At 60.7% G+C, this 17,896-nt stretch carries 13 protein-coding genes; 6 read left to right on the top strand and 7 right to left on the bottom strand.

The genetic code is table 11. From position 1 onward, the window contains the following. Position 1: 1 nt before the first annotated feature. The gene (locus ELX51_RS15595; protein WP_248305144.1) at positions 2 to 1,924 is read left to right on the top strand and encodes an ABC transporter substrate-binding protein; all 1,923 of its coding nucleotides are present in this window, start codon (positions 2 to 4) and stop codon (positions 1,922 to 1,924) included. A gap of 595 nt (positions 1,925 to 2,519) precedes the next feature. Here ELX51_RS15595 and ELX51_RS15585 read toward each other — a convergent pair. Beyond that, on the bottom strand, positions 2,520 to 3,188 hold the full coding sequence (locus ELX51_RS15585; RefSeq protein ID WP_282567587.1) for a hypothetical protein: 669 nt from the start codon (positions 3,186 to 3,188) through the stop codon (positions 2,520 to 2,522). 1,075 nt (positions 3,189 to 4,263) lie between these two features. Between ELX51_RS15585 and ELX51_RS15580 the strand changes: the two genes are divergently transcribed. The 3 genes from ELX51_RS15580 (at position 4,264) to ELX51_RS15570 (ending at position 6,627) form a co-directional block, all read left to right on the top strand. Next, positions 4,264 to 4,575, top strand: coding sequence for a hypothetical protein (locus tag ELX51_RS15580; protein ID WP_127754382.1), 312 nt, complete (start codon positions 4,264 to 4,266; stop codon positions 4,573 to 4,575). 323 nt (positions 4,576 to 4,898) lie between these two features. Further along, positions 4,899 to 5,642 carry an SDR family oxidoreductase gene (locus ELX51_RS15575; RefSeq protein WP_127754381.1) on the top strand — a complete coding sequence of 248 codons (744 nt, stop codon included), beginning with the start codon at positions 4,899 to 4,901 and terminating at the stop codon, positions 5,640 to 5,642. 88 nt (positions 5,643 to 5,730) lie between these two features. Continuing rightward, complete coding sequence (locus ELX51_RS15570) at positions 5,731 to 6,627, top strand: AraC family transcriptional regulator (protein WP_127754380.1); 897 nt, start codon at positions 5,731 to 5,733, stop codon at positions 6,625 to 6,627. Between the two features lie 232 nt (positions 6,628 to 6,859). Here the strand turns inward: ELX51_RS15570 and ELX51_RS15565 are convergent, their stop codons facing one another. Then, the gene (locus ELX51_RS15565; protein WP_127754379.1) at positions 6,860 to 7,615 is read right to left on the bottom strand and encodes an SDR family oxidoreductase; all 756 of its coding nucleotides are present in this window, start codon (positions 7,613 to 7,615) and stop codon (positions 6,860 to 6,862) included. A gap of 395 nt (positions 7,616 to 8,010) precedes the next feature. Here ELX51_RS15565 and ELX51_RS15560 point away from each other — a divergent pair, with 395 nt between their 5' ends. Beyond that, positions 8,011 to 8,892, top strand: a complete 882-nt coding sequence (locus ELX51_RS15560) for an AraC family transcriptional regulator (protein WP_127754378.1) — start codon at positions 8,011 to 8,013, stop codon at positions 8,890 to 8,892. Positions 8,893 to 9,330: 438 nt separating this feature from the next. Next, positions 9,331 to 10,308 (top strand): aldo/keto reductase, encoded by a 978-nt coding sequence (locus ELX51_RS15555; RefSeq protein ID WP_127754377.1) that lies wholly within the window; start codon positions 9,331 to 9,333, stop codon positions 10,306 to 10,308. 231 nt (positions 10,309 to 10,539) lie between these two features. On the opposite strand, the gene solA is transcribed toward ELX51_RS15555, so the two are convergent. The 5 genes from solA to ELX51_RS15525 form a co-directional block, all read right to left on the bottom strand. Further along, the gene (gene solA / locus ELX51_RS15550; protein ID WP_127754376.1) at positions 10,540 to 11,667 is read right to left on the bottom strand and encodes an N-methyl-L-tryptophan oxidase; all 1,128 of its coding nucleotides are present in this window, start codon (positions 11,665 to 11,667) and stop codon (positions 10,540 to 10,542) included. An 806-nt stretch (positions 11,668 to 12,473) separates the two neighbouring features. Next, positions 12,474 to 13,547, bottom strand: a complete 1,074-nt coding sequence (locus tag ELX51_RS15540; protein WP_127754374.1) for a VWA domain-containing protein — start codon at positions 13,545 to 13,547, stop codon at positions 12,474 to 12,476. Further along, positions 13,544 to 14,461: a DUF58 domain-containing protein gene (locus tag ELX51_RS15535; RefSeq protein ID WP_206524643.1), complete on the bottom strand. Its 918-nt coding sequence runs from the start codon at positions 14,459 to 14,461 to the stop codon at positions 13,544 to 13,546. Before ELX51_RS15535 ends, ELX51_RS15540 begins: the two co-directional genes overlap by 4 nt. After that, on the bottom strand, positions 14,436 to 15,452 hold the full coding sequence (locus ELX51_RS15530) for a MoxR family ATPase (protein WP_248305142.1): 1,017 nt from the start codon (positions 15,450 to 15,452) through the stop codon (positions 14,436 to 14,438). The genes ELX51_RS15535 and ELX51_RS15530 overlap by 26 nt, the downstream gene beginning before the upstream one ends. Before the next feature lie 18 nt (positions 15,453 to 15,470). After that, positions 15,471 to 16,421, bottom strand: coding sequence for a trypsin-like peptidase domain-containing protein (locus tag ELX51_RS15525; protein ID WP_127754372.1), 951 nt, complete (start codon positions 16,419 to 16,421; stop codon positions 15,471 to 15,473). Positions 16,422 to 17,896 lie beyond the last annotated feature (1,475 nt).

Here is a 17,896-nt window from a genome sequence, read left to right as displayed (position 1 = left end):
GTTGACCAGTTCCCTGCGCCCCGGCGCCAGAACCACCCTATTCAGCCTCGGGCTTGTTTTGGCCCTTGGCGGCACGATGTTGACCAGCACGACGCTGCCCGCATGGGCACAGCAGATGACCGATGTGGGGACCCCGCGCGAGCAGACCCTCGTGGTAGACATGCTAAACGCCCGCGTCGGCAATCCGACCAATATGAACATGTACCAGCAGGGCGTGACCATCAACCATGGCTACCACCAGATGGCCGGCGCCTTGCTCTACGATATCGACACGGCCAAGGGTTCGCAGTTCCCTGATCTGGCGGCCGAAATGCCGATCGCCAATGAAGACTTCACCGTGTTCACCGTTCCCTTGCGGCAGGGCCTGACCTGGAGCGATGGCCAGCCATTCACTGCCGATGACGTGATCTTCACCGACAACATGATCCGCAACACCTCGGCCCTCGCTTATAGCGCCGCCTATGCGGCCCAGATCGCCTCGATGACCAAGGTGGATGACCATACTATCGAGGTGACGACCACCAAGCCAACGGCGCGCCTTGCCGTAGTGCTCGGCTCGGTGATCTATGGCAACAATTTCCACGTCGTGCCCAAGCACATCTGGGAAAACGAGGATGCGGCGACCTTCGCCAATTTCCCGCCGGTTTCCATAAGTGCCTACAAGTTCAAGGACTATGACCCCAACGGCACCTGGTTCCTTTGGGAGAAGCGGGAGGATTGGCAGAACTCCGATATCGGCCAGATCATTGGCGAACCCAAACCGCAATTCGTGCTGTTCCGCTCTTATGGCACGGAAGAGCGGCGGGTCTTGGCGATGGCCGCCAATGACATCGATATTCTCACGGACATCTCGCCCGAGAGCCTCGACATCCTGCGCAACCAGAACCCGGCGGTGCGGGCATGGTTCACCGATTTCCCTTATGCCAATCTCGACGATCCATGCGAGCGGGGCATGCACTTCAACACGTCCAAGGCGCCCTATGACAATCCCAAAACGCGCTGGGCGCTGGCGCTGGCCATCAATGCCGAGCAGGCCAGCATCGCAACGTTCTCGGGCATGCTGAGGGCTTCGCCACTCGCCATTCCACCCACGACGGTGCTGATGGATACCTATCATCAGCCCATGGCGCAGTGGCTGGCCGAGTTCACCATGGAGGATGGCTACAAGCCGTTCGATCCCGACTATGCCGTGCGCCTGGGCGAACGGCTGAGGTCGGAAGGGGTCGAAAGCATTCCCGAAGATCCGGACGCCTTGCGCGAACTCCTCGGGGTCGGGTGGTGGAAGCATGATCCCCAACAGGCAACAAAGCTGCTGACCGAAGCCGGCTTCACCAATACTGGCGGGCAGTGGCTCAAGCCGGACGGCACGCCGTGGACGATCAACATCCTGGCTCCGGCCGATTTCGAGGTGCAGTCGCAGCGCCTCGCCTTTGCCGTCGCCAATGAATGGACGCAGTTCGGCATCCCGACGCAGGTCCAGCAAATGCAGTCGGGTGCATTCTTTACCGCCGAGAACACGGGCGACTACGACGTTGGCTCCTATTGGGGCTCGTCTTGTGCGATCACGCCCGATCTGTTCGTGCGGCTGGAAGGCTGGCACAAGGATTATGTCCGCGAGAACGGCACGCCTGCGTCTTCCAACCAGGGCCGATATGTCGACGAGGAACTGAGCGCCCTTATCGATGAACTGCGGGCGGTCCCGGCCAATGACGAGCGCGTCGTGGGGTTGAGCACCGATATGCTCAAGGAACTGGTGCAAGGCATGCCGAGCATCGAGCTGTTCGGTACGTCCAAATTCGTGCCGGTCAACGAGACCTACTGGACCAATTACCCTTCGGCCGACAATTATTATGAGGGGCCATGGTGGTGGTGGAGCAACTTCAAGTTCATCGCCGCCAAGCTGGAACCGGCAGCGGCACAGTAACCGGCAAGGCGGAGGGGCAGAAATCCCCTCCGCCTGTCTGGTCGTAACGTCGAAGGACCTGCTAATACAGAAGTAAGGTCTGGCTTGCCAACCCGCCGCTCGGCCGGGATTGGTCGGCGAAACGACTTCGGCGTGCCAAATGTCTGCTAACTTGCCAAAGCCACCAAAAGCCGACTGACGGCTCTCGACCCCTTTTCAGCCGTTCACCGGCAGTTCGCGTGTCCCCAAAAGCTGCCCTCAAGCGTTGTACGATCAAGAAGGTTGGTCAGGGCTCGCCTTCATACCGCACCAACAAAAGCAGTGAGCCTGATGCTGTTCTTAAGCCTGCAATCGCTTCAGGAGAGAGCGCAAATCGCTGGATTTCCAGTCCGGATTGCACGGATAGCCGACCGGTGGGGTGCGTCGGTCATTCCGAACATCAGACGGGCTGTAGCCGAATTCTCGCCGAAAGGCGCGACTAAACTCCGCCGCATCGTTAAAGCAGAATGCTTCAGCAATTTCGAAAATGCGTTTGCCAATCACCGAGCTGGCTAGCGCATTGTGAGCTGCAAGAAGACGTCTTTTTTGAATGTAGTGCACAACGCCGCCTGAGGCCTCAAATAGTGGATATAGTCTGGATCGAGAAATCCCCAGTTCCTTCAATATAAAGCGAACGTCTAGCAGGGGGGCTCTGTAGATGATCATGTATGCACCGCTTTGCTCGCTCTATCAGTACATAATTGATCATGGTCTCGACTTCCTCCAAGCGCCTTGGCGACGAGGCGACTGCGGCCAAGAGTAGGGAACGAGTAGAGGAGGCGAGCTCAGGCAAATCAACGCGCTGCATTTGGGGCATGCGTTGCTCGAGACTTTGCATATAGTCGGCGAATACGCCGCCCATTCCGTGTTGCAGGGAGGAGAACGAGGCGGCATCGAGCATATAAGCTGCATCTCTGCAGGTATCGCGCGGGATGTAGAGCAAACACACTTCGCTGCGGGTGATATGGCCTCGAAACGGAGTTGCCAGCGAGGTGATTTGCGGAACTCCAGGCCTGGTCTTCAGAACCGTATCGCGGCGTCGGATGTTGCAGTCGCCTTTAAGAAATAAAGTGATCACCCAATGATCCACCGGACCCTGTCTGGCATGTTCATTTAGACTTGCGAACTGTACGCCGTCCGTTTGGATCGTCTGAAGCACCATAGTGCCCAGATCCCAGGTTCGATGCCGTCCCGAAAATGCGCCAGCATCCGCGTTAGTGCTCAAGTTGACGACTACCGAATGCATATCCCGCCAAGTCGTAAATCGATGCTGCACCAAAACCTCGTCCGTTGAGAAATGAAGAGGACGAAGTGGTGGGGCGTACCGCGTGTGACTTCCTCGGTTGAGCGGCCTTTTGTTTGCAACCTCGAGGCAGAGTACATCCTGTAGCTCCAATCCTGAACTACGCTGGCGGAAACACGGGGGTGCGGGATTGCCCGGCGCAACCGACAGCGGCAGTCTAGATGCGGTTGGCAGTGAAAGTCCGAGAAGACACACCACGGACACTAGGAAAGTACGTGCACCGCAAGGCGGAGAGCCTTGGTGTGCCTAAAAGCTGACCCGCTATCCGGCTCAATATTCCGGCGGAACGGCAATCTATTCGCGCAGCTTCCCAGGCTCGCCTCTGCCCACACGACGACCTCTGAAGCTCCATCAAAACGGCGCGCCCGGAGACGTTCCAGTTCATTCGACCGGAGCAGTTAAGCCCACCCCCGCGAACCTCATAGGTGCCACGTCGGTCCAGGCAGAATGTAAGCCTGTAGGGCCCGAAAAGTGTTTGATTGGCACGGAAGCAGCCGTTAACGGGCACTCCGGCAGGGTAGTCAGGCACTACAACCCTGGCATCCTGAAGGCTTGGAAATGCTTATTGATGATCTTGCGGAGGAACTTGGCGTGTCCCCGAAGTTGAGGCAGTAGCTCTCGCGCGTCAGTGGCTGGGCGGACGACGCATCGGACATTGATCTCTACGTCTACTCCAATGTTCCGGTGCGCGTGGAAACGCGCTCGGCACTGGCACACCGACACGGCGCCCGTTGAGATCGACAACCGCTACTGGGAGACCAGCGACGAATGGGACGAACTGGGAACCGGCATCCATGTCGACGTGATGTATCGCGCATTGGCGGATACTCGCGCCCACCTGTCGCGGGTTCTCCACCAACACGAGGCGTCAATCGGGTACACGACCTGCATCGTACACAATCTCGCCACCTGCAGGGTGCTGCCGGACAAACGGGGCGTGCTCGGAGCGTTACAGGCCTACGCCCGCCAGCCCTAATCTGAGGCACTGGCACGGGCGATCATCGCCGAGAATCTACCCTTGTTACGGGACTCGTTCGGAGCTTTCGGCGGGCAGGTCATCAAAGCAGCACAACGGGGTGATGCGGTTGCTATTAGCCATCGCAGCGCCGCCTTTCTTGGCAGCTACTTCGACGTTCTCTTTGCTGCCAATCGCGCCACCCACCCTGGCGAAAAGAGGCTTGTGCAACTCGCAGCGAGGCTCCCTCACGTGCCTAAGCGGTTGGAAGACGCGGTTCTTGGGCTGCCGTCGGCGCGCGCCTCGCAAGACATCGCGGCATGTGTTGATGCCCTTGCCGACGGCGTGCTGAAGGTGCTCGAGACCTCGCGCTAGACGACGGCGGGAAAATGAAGGCGTGACAACAGCCCACGCTGTCGCGAAGTTCACCTGCCAGGCGCCCGCTTGCGGGCGTCGCCCGCCTGCGAGCGTCCAGTGCGCACCCCCTCATGCAAGCCCTTCCGAGTCGCCGACCGGCGCCAATCGCGCGTTGGACCTGAACAAGGCAATCTGCGTCGCGTCCAAATCGTCAACTCGGCTCTCGCTTGAGATAGGATCGTGCAAGTGATTGGCAGTTTGATGATAACGCAGCGAGCGGGCGGGCGCTTAGATGGTGTCGAGGCGGTCAAAGGGATCGCACCACATCAAAGGAATACGCCATGAAGACGGTTATGATCACCGGCAGTTCGTCGGGCTATGGACTGGAGACCGCTCGCTTCTTCCACGCCAAAGGCTGGAATGTCGTCGCCACGATGCGCACGCCCAGGGACGATGTTTTGCCCGGCTCTGAGCGGCTCCGCGTCATCGCCCTCGACGTCACGGACGAGCAAAGCATAGCGGCAGCCCTCGGGGCGGCCGGCCCCGTTGATGTTCTCGTGAACAATGCGGGGATCGGTGTGGTTGGAGCCTTTGAAGCAACGCCCATGAGCCATATCCGCAAGGTGTTCAACACCAACACCTTTGGTGTCATGGCCATGACGCAAGCCGTTATCCCGCTGTTCCGCGCCCGGAACTCCGGCGTGATCGTCAATGTCACCTCAAGCGTGACACTGGTGCCCATGCCGCTCGCGGCAGCCTACACGGCCAGCAAGATGGCCATTGAAGGCTTTACTGGATCGCTGGCGCATGAACTGGCAGCATTCAACATCCGGGCCAAGCTTGTGGAGCCTGGCTATGCGCCGACCACGCGCTTTGGAGCCAACTCAGAGCTGAACATCGCGGATCTGATCCCACCCGCCTATCAGTCCTATGCCGAACCAATCTTTGTCGCCTTTGCCAACCCGGCGCTGACGACCAAAGAAAGCGATGTTGCCGAGGCGGTTTGGGCAGCTGCCAACGATCTTTCCGGACAGCTTCGTTTCCCCGCAGGTGCTGACGCTGTGGAACTGGCGCGCGCGAGTTGAGCTGCGCTCTCAAGCAGGAATACTCGGGTGCATGAAGACGAGCACCCGAGTAGCTTTAGACAGTCCTGACCGACTTGGGAGTGGCCCCATGAACGAGCACATCACCGAACTTCGGGATCTCATCGATCGCCACGCCAGGCCTGACATGAGTACACCAATTGCCGGGATCATGTTGGCCCGCCATGATGTGTCCGCTTATGAGAAAACCATGTCTGGCACAGTGATGGCGCTTGTGGCGCAGGGTGCCAAATACCTGGCGCTGGGTGATCGGCTCTATGAGTACCGTCCAGGGCAATACCTGCTGGCATCCGTTGACCTTCCCGTTTCCGGGCAGTTTCTGGATGCGGGCCCCGACCACCCGGCACTTGGGTTCGGGTTCGAGCTTGATCCCATGTCCATTGCGGAACTGCTGCTGCAAGGGGGACGCGATTGTGTGCGCGAGGGCTCTGGACCGCCACCATCGGGCATGCTCGTCAGTGATGCGCCGCAGGCTCTGCTGGATGCTGTTATTCGCCTGCTGCGCCTGCTCGACTCTCCCCGCGACATCGCTGTCCTGGCCCCGCTCATCAAGCGGGAAATCCTCTGGCGGCTGATTGTGGGGGAGCAAGGCAGCGCAGTACGCCAGCTTGGACTGGCCGACAGCCATCTCAGTCACATCTCCCGGGCCGTGCGCTGGATCCGCGAGCATCATGCTGCGTCGTTCAAGGTGGAAGACGTGGCCGACTTTGTTGGCATGAGCGTCTCGGCCTTCTACCGCAACTTTCAGGCGGTCACTGCCATGAGCCCCATCCAGTTTCAAAAGCAGATCCGCCTTCAGCAAGCCAGACTCCTGCTTGCCAGCCACCCCAACGACGTCACTGGCGTAGGCTTCAAGGTTGGTTACGACAGCGCGTCTCAGTTCAGCCGTGAATACCGCAGGTACTTCGGTGCCGCACCTAGCCAGGATGCTCAGAAATTGCGGTCGCTGTCGGCAACGCACGCCTAGGCGCATGCCTGGCCGCCCGGTATTCGCGAGCTGTCAGCGTCTGCCTCTGGGTTGAACGGCGGCTCAATCGTTCGACCGAGTTGGGCGCGCAGGGGGTGGAGTTCCTTGATGCGCCATCATGCAAGCTGATCAAGTGTTTGCCCGTAATTGGTGACGAGCCGGCGTGAAGTTGCCCCGAGCTTCGTTTACCGGAGAGACGTAGAAGGGAAGCGTGAGCTCCCCTTGCGCCTTGTTAGATCACCTGGCCCCCCGAGACTTCGATGCGCTCACCGGTGATCCAACGATTGTCTTCGCTCAGGAGGCTCGAGATCATCGGACCGATATCATCGGGCACGCCCACCCGACCCAGCGCGATCATCCCGGCGAAAGCCGTGTTGAGGTCAGGCGTGTCGCGGACCGCGCCGCCCAGAAAGTCGGTCTCGATAGCGCCGGGCGCGACAACATTGGCGGTGATCCCGCGGACTGCCAGTTCCTTAGCCATGTAGATCGTGAGTGTCTCGATGGCCCCCTTGACCGCCGAATAAGCCGAGAACCCTGGATAGGAAACGCGTGTGAGCCCCGTCGAGATATTGACGATGCGGCCGCCATCGGCGAGCACCGGCAATAGTGCCTGGGTGAGAAAAAAGACGCCCTTGAAATGGACGTCAACCAGGGCGTCGAACTGGGCTTCGGTGGTCTCGGCGAGCATTCCCATGTCACCATGTCCGGCATTATTGATGAGGTGGTCGAAAGTATCGCGGTCCCAGGTCGCGGAAAGCGCAGCCTTTAGCTGCTCAACAAAGCCCGCGAAGCTCGAAACACTGGCCACATCGAGCCGTATAGCGACCGCCTTGCGGCCCAAGACCTCGATCTCGTCGACCACCTTGGCTGCCTCTTGGGCGCCGGAGCGATAGGTCACAATAACATCTCCGCCACGGCGGGCGATTGACAGGGCGGTGTTGCGACCGAGGCCGCGGCTGGAACCTGTAACGAGTGCAATCTTGGACATAGAAGTCTCCTAGGCTTTGATGAATTGAACTTACGAGTGCGGGGAGCGGACGTTTTGCTCAATTCTGCGCCTGTCTTGCTCGATCGGATAAAACCAGTCAGGCGAAAATGGCACCAACCACTGCGGCGCAAGAGCGCGGCAGATCGTCCGGCATGCGGCCCCATCAATTCGGCAAAGCCGTTGCTGTCAGCATCAATACGCGAGCGAGTTGGCTCATCTTGTCCTCCTTGGCTTGCCTTGCCGCAGCAGGGCTGATTGGGTGGCAGATACTTGCCTAAAGAGACTCGGCCGCTTTGCCGGAACTCGCTGAACTTTGCCTAATCCTCTAAACTGACTTTACGCGCCATCGAGCCCACCCTAGAGTGCCGGCAGCATCCAAGGAGGAGAGCGCCACGGTGACCCAAGCTTTGCTCGATGCTGTCGCGCGTTACGCCAATGCTCATGCCGATTCGGATGGCATTGCCGTGACGCCCATTCCAGGTCTGACACTGATCCGCGCCACCCGGCCAAGTGCCTTGCAATACGCAGTCTCGAAGCCGCTCGTGGCACTTGTGGTTCAAGGGCAGAAGCGCGTCACCATGGGCAACGACGTCTTCGATTTCGGAGCAGGAGATTCGCTCGTTGTCACCGCCGACGTGCCGACAATCAGCCAGATCACTGAAGCTAGCGTCGGCCGGCCTTATTTCTCGCTGGTGCTGGACCTCGAACGGGCGCTGCTGACAGAGCTTAGCGTCGAGATGAGACTGGCCCCGGTGGCTGACGCTGCGCCGATCCGAACCGAACCGACCCATGCTGAAGTTGCTGACGCGGCTCGGCGGTTGCTGCATTTGCTCGAACGCCCGGCCTCGATTCCCGTGCTCAAAATGCTGCTCCTGCGCGAGATGCATTATTGGTTGTTGGCAGGCCGCCACGGCTCGGCCATTCGGCGCCTTGGCTGGCCCGATAGCAACATCCAGCGCATCGCCAAGGCGGTGGCAGTGCTACGCTCCGACTTCGCTCAGCCGCTGCCGGTCGAAAAACTTGCCGCTGTGGCCGGCATGAGCCTCTCGTCCTTTCATCAACATTTCCGTCAGGTGACGTCGCTCTCGCCACTGCAGTTTCAAAAGCAGCTACGGCTGATTGAGGCCCGTCGACAAATGGTCGCAGAGGGTGCCTCTGCCAGCACTGCGGCGTATGCTGTCGGCTATGAAAGCGTGCCACAGTTCACGCGCGAATACCGCCGCATGTTCGGCATGCCACCCGTCCGCGATGTATCGGCAACGCGGATGTCCGCTTGATCCCAATCAGCGTTTTTGCAGGACTGAGCATTTGGCATTTTGACGGAGCGTCACCGACATCCGATCATCAAGGACATCTCGCTTAATGGCAACCTACAGGAGCTGCCGTTGCCGCTGAGGTACCTATCTAGTGTTCTAGGTACCATCGTCATGGTGGTTAGACACAACGGCTGCTATTGGGAATTTCCGCAGCTCGTGCGCATGACCGAAAGGGGGCGCATTATTATCGGCAGTCGTCACCATTGAAGCTATTGCTTGGTTTCTCATCCGCCGCTGCGCGGCGCCAAGCGCATGTTCCGCCATTCTACGCTGGTTCTGTCCGGCAACAGCCGTGTCCTTGGAACGCGGGCCACGCTGGCCCGCTGAATAGTCCTATACATCCGGCGCCACTAAGCCTTACCCTTGCCTGGACCAAACACAGGTATCGGGAGAGCGACTTTGGACCACAAGCGAATGGGCACTAGCGGTCTCAAAGTCTCGCGGCTCTGCCTCGGCTGCATGACCTATGGGGCAGCTGACCAGGGGAACCACCCATGGACGCTGCCTGAGGACCAAAGTCGTCCCTTTATCCGCCAAGCGCTTGACCTCGGCATCACCTTTTTCGATACGGCAAACGTTTATTCCGACGGCAGTTCCGAGGAAATCCTGGGGCGCGCGTTGAAGGACTTTGTGCGACGGGAGGACGTCGTCCTCGCCACCAAGGTCAACGGCGCAACCCGTCGAACCGATGCCAACGCCACCGGACTGTCACGCCGGGCAATCATGCGTGAGATCGATGCGTCACTCATTCGCCTGCAAACCGATTACGTCGACCTGTATCAGATCCACCGCTGGGACAACGACACCCCCATTGAAGAGACGATGGAGGCGCTGCACGACGTCGTGCGCTCGGGAAAGGCCACCTATATCGGAGCCTCATCCATGTCGGCCTGGCAATTTTCCAAGGCCCAGTATGTCGCCAAAATGAACGGCTGGACGCCGTTCGTCTCGATGCAGAACCAGCTAAGCCTCCTCTACCGCGAGGAAGAGCGTGAGATGCTGCCGCTTTGCGCGGATCAGGGCGTTGGCGTCATTCCCTGGAGCCCGCAGGGCAGGGGGCTGCTCACCCGACCATGGGGCCAGGTCACCGGTCGCTCAGGGACGGACAATGTCATTCCCAAAGTCTATGGCGACACTGCCGAAATGGACCATGGCATCGTAGACGCCGTTCAGAGCGTCGCCCAGCGCCACGGCGTCGCCATGTCTCAGGTCGCTCTCGCCTGGGTTCTGCAAAACCCCGTCGTCACTGCGCCCATCATCGGCGCGTCCAAACCGCATCACCTAGACGACGCCGTTGCGGCACTGGCGCTGAAGCTCAGCACGGAAGACGTCGCGGAGCTGGAAGAGACTTATCGGCCCAGGGCGGCGGTGATCTAGAGCTTGGGTATTGCCCTGATCCGCTCTACTCGGCGGCAATACGTCTATGTCCGCTTTTGTGTGCCAGCTGCAGCTCTCGAAAATGACCAAGAAGGGGGCGCTTTTCTGCTCGGCAGCGTGCCCCCGGTTGCAGACGTAAAGCAAATCAGTGCGGTGCAGTGCAGTACTGGAAAGCTGCCACTCTGGTTCATGCTTCCGAGAAACTTCACCTCCGCCTCAGGGTAGCAGGCTTTACCCCACCATGTGCCGGTCGAACGTGAAGGGCGCTATGGGCAGGGTAGTGCCGCCATCCAGCGCCAGATCGGCAAGGATTTCTCCAATGACACTGGCGAATTTGAACCCGTGGCCGGAGCAGGCGGAGCACACGATAACGCGAGGATCGGCTGGCAGAAGGTCGATGAGGAAATTTTCGCCCGGAAGCATGGTGTAGCGGCAGGTGACCGCTTTGATCCGTGTGGTTGCGACCTCCGGCATTCGGCGTGCGGCGAAGGCGTCGAGGAGATCCATGTCCGCGTGAGTGACGGGCGGATTGGCCTGGTCTGGATCGATTGGCTCGAAAAAATGGCAGTGCTTGCCGATCTTGACGCCATCAACGCCGATTTGCGGGAAACCAAACCAGGTGCCGTCTTCGCCTTCATCGCTGAGGAAGCAGGGCATTCTTTCGGGTTGGGCGAGAAAGCCATCGCCCGGCTGATACCAGGCGACGACCTGCTTGATTGGCGGGGCGCGGGCCGCAAGCTCCGGGACCAGTTCCGATATCCAAGCGCCGGTGGCAACGATGACCTTGCGCGTTTCGTAGCTCGCTTGGGGCGAGCGAACCATAATCGTTGCCCCTCGCTCGATTCTGGTGACGCGCTCGCCGATATGGATATGGGCCCCATCGGCGGTTGCCAGCTTGAGATTGCCCCAAATGGCGGCTTCGGGACGAATATAACCCCCTTCTGGATCGAAGACGCCAATTTCGTCCCCAGCCAGCCGATAGGCCGGATAGCGGTCGGCCATTTCAGCCTGATCCAGAATCTCGTGCGCGAGGCCGTATTCTGCGCAGGAGGCCAACATGCCCCCGATCAGCTCGCTGCCCGGCTTGCCGATCTGCAACACGCCGACCTTGCTCAGGAGGTTGGTTTGGCGCCGGCGTTCCATGCGGGCCCAGTTGCGATAAGCGCGCTGTAGCAGCGGCACATAGGCTGGGTCCTCATGGTAACCGAGCCGGATGATACGGCTGTCGCCGTGCGAAGAGCTGAGCTTATGCGCCGGCTGGAACGCCTCGAGACCAAGCACTTTGTGCCCGCGGGCCGCGATTTCGGCGACCGCCGCGCTGCCCATGGCGCCGAGGCCGATAATGATAACATCATACATGGCCTAGGCTCCAAAATAGCTGAATTGGATTGCCGGGGCCAAGCTTAAGCCCTAGCAGGAAGAGTCGTGCGTGCGCAATAAAATGAGTTGCCTTAACTAGCATATGGCTGGCCGGGAGATTCCCCAGTTTACTCCACAGCCGTTTGGAAATATCCCGGGTCGGTCAGGCGCGCCAGCCTCAGCAGCAATCCCGGCGACCCGGTTTTGCAGTTGCGTTACCTTGCCCGGGCGTGCTCATCGGTGGGGTCCTTGAGGTTGACATCGTCGCCGACGAAATAGACGCCCGGCGCGCGCATGCTCTTTGGGACGAGGTCTGCACGCAGAGTTTATGGGGCCAGCAGTTTGGCTGCACCGTGATCTCAAGGCTGACAACCTGATCGTCCGAGATGGTGTTTTGCCGGGTGTGCTCGATTTGCAGGCTATATGCCGTGGGCGATCCTGCCGCCGACTATGCGGCAGCATGGTTCTGCCCCTTCGGCTCGGGACGTGTTCCGGGACAGGCTCAATCTTGATGACCGCGATTGGCTGGCCTCGCAGGGCTGGGCCCTTTAGGCGCCGTTATCGCACTGAGCTACTATCAATGTGGCAAGGATGAAGCACTCTGCCGTCAATCACGACAGACGCTTTCAAGGTGGGACTGCTTGTTTAGCCCACACTCGACTAGGCCCACCAGCCGCTTGGCCGAGGTGCTTGTGACTGGTTGTTATACACCAATTACGGCCCCAGACGAGACGTTCCGGGAATGCATGAAGCAGAAAGTAACCACACTCGGGACCTAGCTTTGCCCGCAGAACTCGCGCCAAAGATCAGGCTATGCGCCCAAGCCAGAGCATGGACAGGCCAGCGGCGGCGAGGGTGAGGAGGGCGCCGAGGCCGGCGAAGAGGAAGGCGATTTCGGTGAGCTTTTTTTCCTCGATCAGGCGGGTCGCCAGCGTTCCGTAAACCTCCGACAACGCCTCGGCGGACTGGGCCTCGAAATACTCACCTTCCGTGGTAGCGGCGATGGCCTGCAGGGTTGGTGCGTCGAGCATGGCGCGCATGAAGCGGCCGCCGAAATCGACCACTTCGCCGCCGGTCGAGCCAAAGCCCACCGTATAGATCCGCACGCCGTGATCGGCCGCCAATTTCCCCGCTGCCAGAGGATCAGGGCCGGTGGTGGTTGCCCCGTCCGTCAGTAGGATGATGACCGCATTCTGGTAGGATCCCGGTTCAACCGGCACATGTTCTGCCGGCTGGGGCTCAGGCTCGGCATTGTCGAGCGAGCGGCCGGTCTGGGGCGTCACGCCACCGCTTCGCATCCCCAGCTGATCACGCGGATCATAGCCTTCGATCTCAAACGAGCGGTCGGGAAAGATGGTGGAAAGCGCCGTGATCACGCCCGCGCCCACGGCAGTGCCGCGCCGCAGGTCAAAGCCATCGACGGCGGCCGTGAGCAGTTCCCGGTCGAGCGTGGGCGCCTGCATCAGGACAGCAGAAGCGGCAAAGGCCACGATGCCAATCTCCACATCCATGGGCTGGCTGGTGATGAAGGCCTTGGCCGCTTCCTGCGCGGCAGCAATGCGCGAGGGCGACATATCGGTGGCGCGCATGGAGCCGGAGGTGTCGATCGCCAGGATCACCGTGGAGCGGGAACTGGGAAGGGTGACCACCGCCGCAGGGCGCGCCACGGCCAGCACCAGCACGCCAACGGCAAGCAGCAACAGCGCCGGTGGCACATGGCGGCGCCAGCCCGGCCCCTTGCCAAGCGCCTGCCGGATGAGCGGCAGATTGGCATAGCGCAGCGCCGTTTTCTTGCGCCGGCGCAGGATCCAGACATAGGCGCCCACCAGCAACGGCAGGAGCAGCAACAACCAGAGCATATCTGGCCAGAGAAAGGTCATGCCGTTGCTCCTGCTATGGCGCCACTGGCGCTGATCCGGCGCATGGTGACGAATCTGAGGATCGCGTCGGCCAGATCGTCGGCCGTCGAGAGTTCAAGCGCATCGATTCCGGCCTGATTGAAGCCATCGACGATCTCTTCCTCCCATTGCCCGGCCAGCGCGCTGAACCGATCCCTGAAGGTCCGGTCGCCCGTGTCGACAAGCAACTGCTCGCCCGTTTCGGCGTCTTCGATGGCCAGCAGGCCCAGATCGGGCAGTGCCTGTTCGAGGGGATCGACCAGCCGCACGGCAACGGCTTCGTGGCGGCGCGCGAGCGCGCCAAGAGAGGATTGCCAGCCGGGAAGCGACACAAAGTCAGATACGGCAAAGACGATGGACCGGCGCTTGAGGGCCGAACCGGCGCGGTGAAAAAAGCCACCAAGATCGGTTTGCGGTGCGCGCAGGCGCCGCGGATGGCTGAGCACCTTGTCAATCAGATGCAGCAGATGGCGGCGGCCGCTGCGGGCGGGAACGATGAGCTCGTCGACGCCATCAAACAGAATGGCGCCCACCTTGTTGCCGTGATACACGAATATTCGTGCGAGCGCGGCGGTGAATTCGGTCAGCACCTGCCGCTTGTTGGTGTCGCCGGAGCCGAAATCGACCGAGGGGCTGAGATCGAGCAGGAACCAGGCGGTCACCTCGCGATCCTCGTGGAAGATGCGCACATGGGGCACCTGGGTGCGCGCGGTGACGTTCCAGTCGATGTGGCGGACATCGTCGTGGGCCTGGTATTCGCGCAAATCCGCGAAATCTAGGCCGGCGCCGCGGAACAGCGTGCGGTAATTGCCCTGCAATGCGCCGTCGAGGCGGCGCACCACGGTCCATTCCACGCGCTGGAGCAGCGCTTCAGCTTGCCGAGGCGAGGCGGGCATGGGTTTGCAAGGGTTGTTCGGGTGCCGGGACGGCCCGAAGGATCTGGTTGATGATCCCGTCGGGACCGATGGATTCCGAGAGCGCTTCATAGGACAGGACAATGCGGTGGCGCATGACATCGGCCGCCACGTCGATCACATCCTGGGGCAAGACATACTCGCGGCCCCTCAGGAAGGCGAGCGCTCGTCCGGCTTCAATCATGTTGATGCTGGCCCGCGGGCTCGCGCCATAGGTGATCAGGCGCTGCAGGTCCTTGAGCCCGACCAGTTCGGGGTTGCGGGTGGCTGCAACCAGCCGCACCACGAACTGGATCAGCGTCGGATCGACGTAAAGCTGCCGCGCCCGCGCCTGAAGGGCAATGAGTTGCTCGGTGGTCGCCACTTTAGCCACGGTCTGCATCACCCCGGTTACGCGCGAGACGATCACGAATTCTTCTTCCTCGGAGGGATAGCCGACCAGCACCTTCATCATGAAGCGGTCCACCTGCGCTTCGGGCAGCGGGTAGGTTCCTTCCGTTTCGATGGGGTTTTGCGTCGCCATCACGACGAAGGGCTCGGGCACCCGGTGGCTTTGGCCGGCAATGGTGACCTGCCGTTCCTGCATCACTTCGAGGAGGGCACTTTGTACCTTGGCCGGGGCCCGGTTGATTTCGTCCGCGAGCAGCAGATTGCAGAACACCGGCCCGAGGGACGTGGTGAACTCGCCATCCTTGTTGTTGTAGATGCGGGTGCCGACAAGATCGGCGGGCACCAGGTCGGGCGTGAACTGTATGCGCTTGAACTGCCCCTGGATCGCATGGGCCAGGGTGTTGACGGTCAGTGTCTTGGCGAGGCCCGGAACCCCCTCGACCAGGAGGTGGCCCTTGGCCAGAAGGGCGATCAACACGCGCTCAAGGAAATGGTCCTGCCCGACCACGACCTTTTTGACTTCATAGAGCACCTGCTCCATCAAGGAGGCGGCGGGCGTCGGGGTCTCGATTGGATCGTCCATGGCTGCTTCCGTTCCTGGCTAAAGCGGTGACTCTTCGACGGCGCCCCCGGCTTCCTCGATGGTGGCGGCAAAGGCGATACCGGCAAAAGTGCGCAGCCCCGAGGGATTGAGGATGGCGGTGACGATGCCGACGACCTCGCCATCGGCATTGACCAGCGGGCCGCCCGAATTGCCGGGATTAGCGGCTGCATCGAACTGGATCAGGTTGCGCATGGTGCTTTCGCCTTCCCGCTCGAGCACGCGCAACAGGCCCGACACCACGCCGGCCGAGGCGGAGGGGCCGATGCCGAAAGGAAAGCCGACAGCCACAACATCGTCCCCCGGGCGCAGACTGCTGCTCGAGCCGAGCGTTGCCGGGAGCAGGTCATCGGGCAGCACGCTGGGGCGGATGATGGCAAGGTCGAGTTCGGGTCGGGCGCCGACGATCGTGGCGTCGGCTTCGGTGCCATCAAAGAACGACACCCGCAGCCGCTTGGCGGCGCGCACAACATGCAGATTGGTCAGGATAGTGCCCTGGTCGTCGATGACGACGCCGCTGCCGACGGCGGTGAACTCTTCATGGAAATCTTCTTCGATCTCCCCCGATTGGGGCAGTTCGGCTGCCGGCGGCTCCCCGGCCTGGGCGCGAGCCGCGGGTTCTTCACCGGCAGCCGGGTCATAGCCAGTGACCCGCACCACCGAAGGAATAATGGTAGCATAAGCCTGGGATGCGATTGACGGGGGGCGTCCGCGCTCGTCGAGGGCGAAGTTCACGGCGTCGGTGATGTCGCCCTGGCTCAGGTTCTGGCCGGGCGGACGCAACACGTCGTAGAGCCCCACCAGCAAGAGGGCGAGGAGCACCGAGGACAGCACCAGCACCTTGCCTTGATGCTGGTTGTAGGTCCGGTGCAGGTGCTGGCGCGCGCGGTGGGAGAAACTAGGTTCTTGGGCGGCAGGATCAGTTGCCTGGGGAAGGGGGCGTGTGGCCATAGCGCGCCCCGACGGCTGGCCCGTGCGCGCCTTGTTCGATCCGATATAAATCGGTCGTCGCTTCACCCCGGGACACTCCCGTTGAGCGGGCGCAGGAGGCGCCCGGCAGCTGCCTAACCCCTCAAGCCTAGCCTTCCCCGCTCCGAATGGAACCCGCTCTCAAAAACGTGCGCTCCGGCGTCCTCGCGAATGGTTACTGCGTAGTTCGCACCGCTTGAAAGCCCGATCCTGGAGGAGGCGCCGGTGAAGGCAAGGAACCCCAGATAGCGCAGCCAGGCCGAGCCGTGCAGCGGACTTTTGAACCACAGCAGGATGATCGGGAGATGATGGTGGACTGCAAACACCGAGGCAGATGAGCGTTGGCTTCACTCCAACTAATCGCTGGGTCTACCAGGCGTTTGACCGGGGCTTGCTTTAGGCTGGAAGTCCGCTCCGATCCGGAGGTGCTCTTCTCCAAGTACGCGATCAAAGCTGCCGGTCCTCCCTGGCAGCTTTCTGGGTTTTATGGGGGGCACGCTGAAGATGACCCAAGTCTGTAGCAGATCTCCGTAGATGCAGGCCTTTCCTGTAGGAACTCAGGTACCTTCCGGCGGAAGTAGGTAACGCGGCCTTTCAGGCGTGTAGTGTCCCGTGCGCATCTCGATGCATGCTCCCAACTGACCGGCACGACAGTTTCGGCTGGGTATGCCGCTCCCCTGCGACTCCGGAAATCGCATCGTGTCCGGTGGCCAGTTCGGTGGCCAAACTGGGGTAATCCACACAACCGGGCCGACGGCGTTGGCGCTAACTTGCTGGGAACAAAGAGTTTCGCTGAGAGATTGGCTGGGGAACCTGGATTCGCAGCAAAACTAAATGTCGCCCGCAAGTCGCCGAAAACCGAGGTGTTCTGGCGGCCAACGCGGCCAATGGACCATGCTAGTGGCCAATGGTCAAGCTGGCCACCAAGGGTATTAGGCGAGCCCGCTGAGAGTTATGCCGGATCCGTTTCGTGATTATCTACGCTCTCAGGACACAGCACCTCGGCGCCAATCTCAAAAATGGGTGGATCGCTGATCTGCACTTGCCGGCCCATTCCCTCACGAATGACTGGAAGGGGGGTGGTAGGCGGAATGATAGCTTCCCGGCCTGGAGCCATAGTAAGCGGTCGTTCCGGATTGAATGGGAACGACCACCTAGCGGCATAGTTCTAGTTCGACGAGATGCGATGAATGTTTCGCGGTACCGTCGCCAAACTACGAACAGGGCGAGCGTGAGCAGGACCAAGTTTGTCGTTTTTCACCGATGAATCATGAGCAGCTTTGCCCGCTTGGCGAATGGCCCCGCCAGCAATTCTGCCAGCGGGGCCATGAAACTAGGTGATGCATAAAATGATCATCTTCACGATGACCCGGACAGCCACATCATAGGCCATGCACGAGAGAATGCTCGCGATGGTCCGCAGATGATGTGATGGTATAATACCCATCTCCGCCTCC

The sequence above is a fragment of the Devosia sp. 1566 genome, assembly GCF_004005995.1.
Taxonomy (GTDB): Bacteria; Pseudomonadota; Alphaproteobacteria; order Rhizobiales; family Devosiaceae; genus Devosia.
Note: the sequence above shows the minus strand (reverse complement) of the source record. Positions and strands in the feature narration are given on the sequence as shown.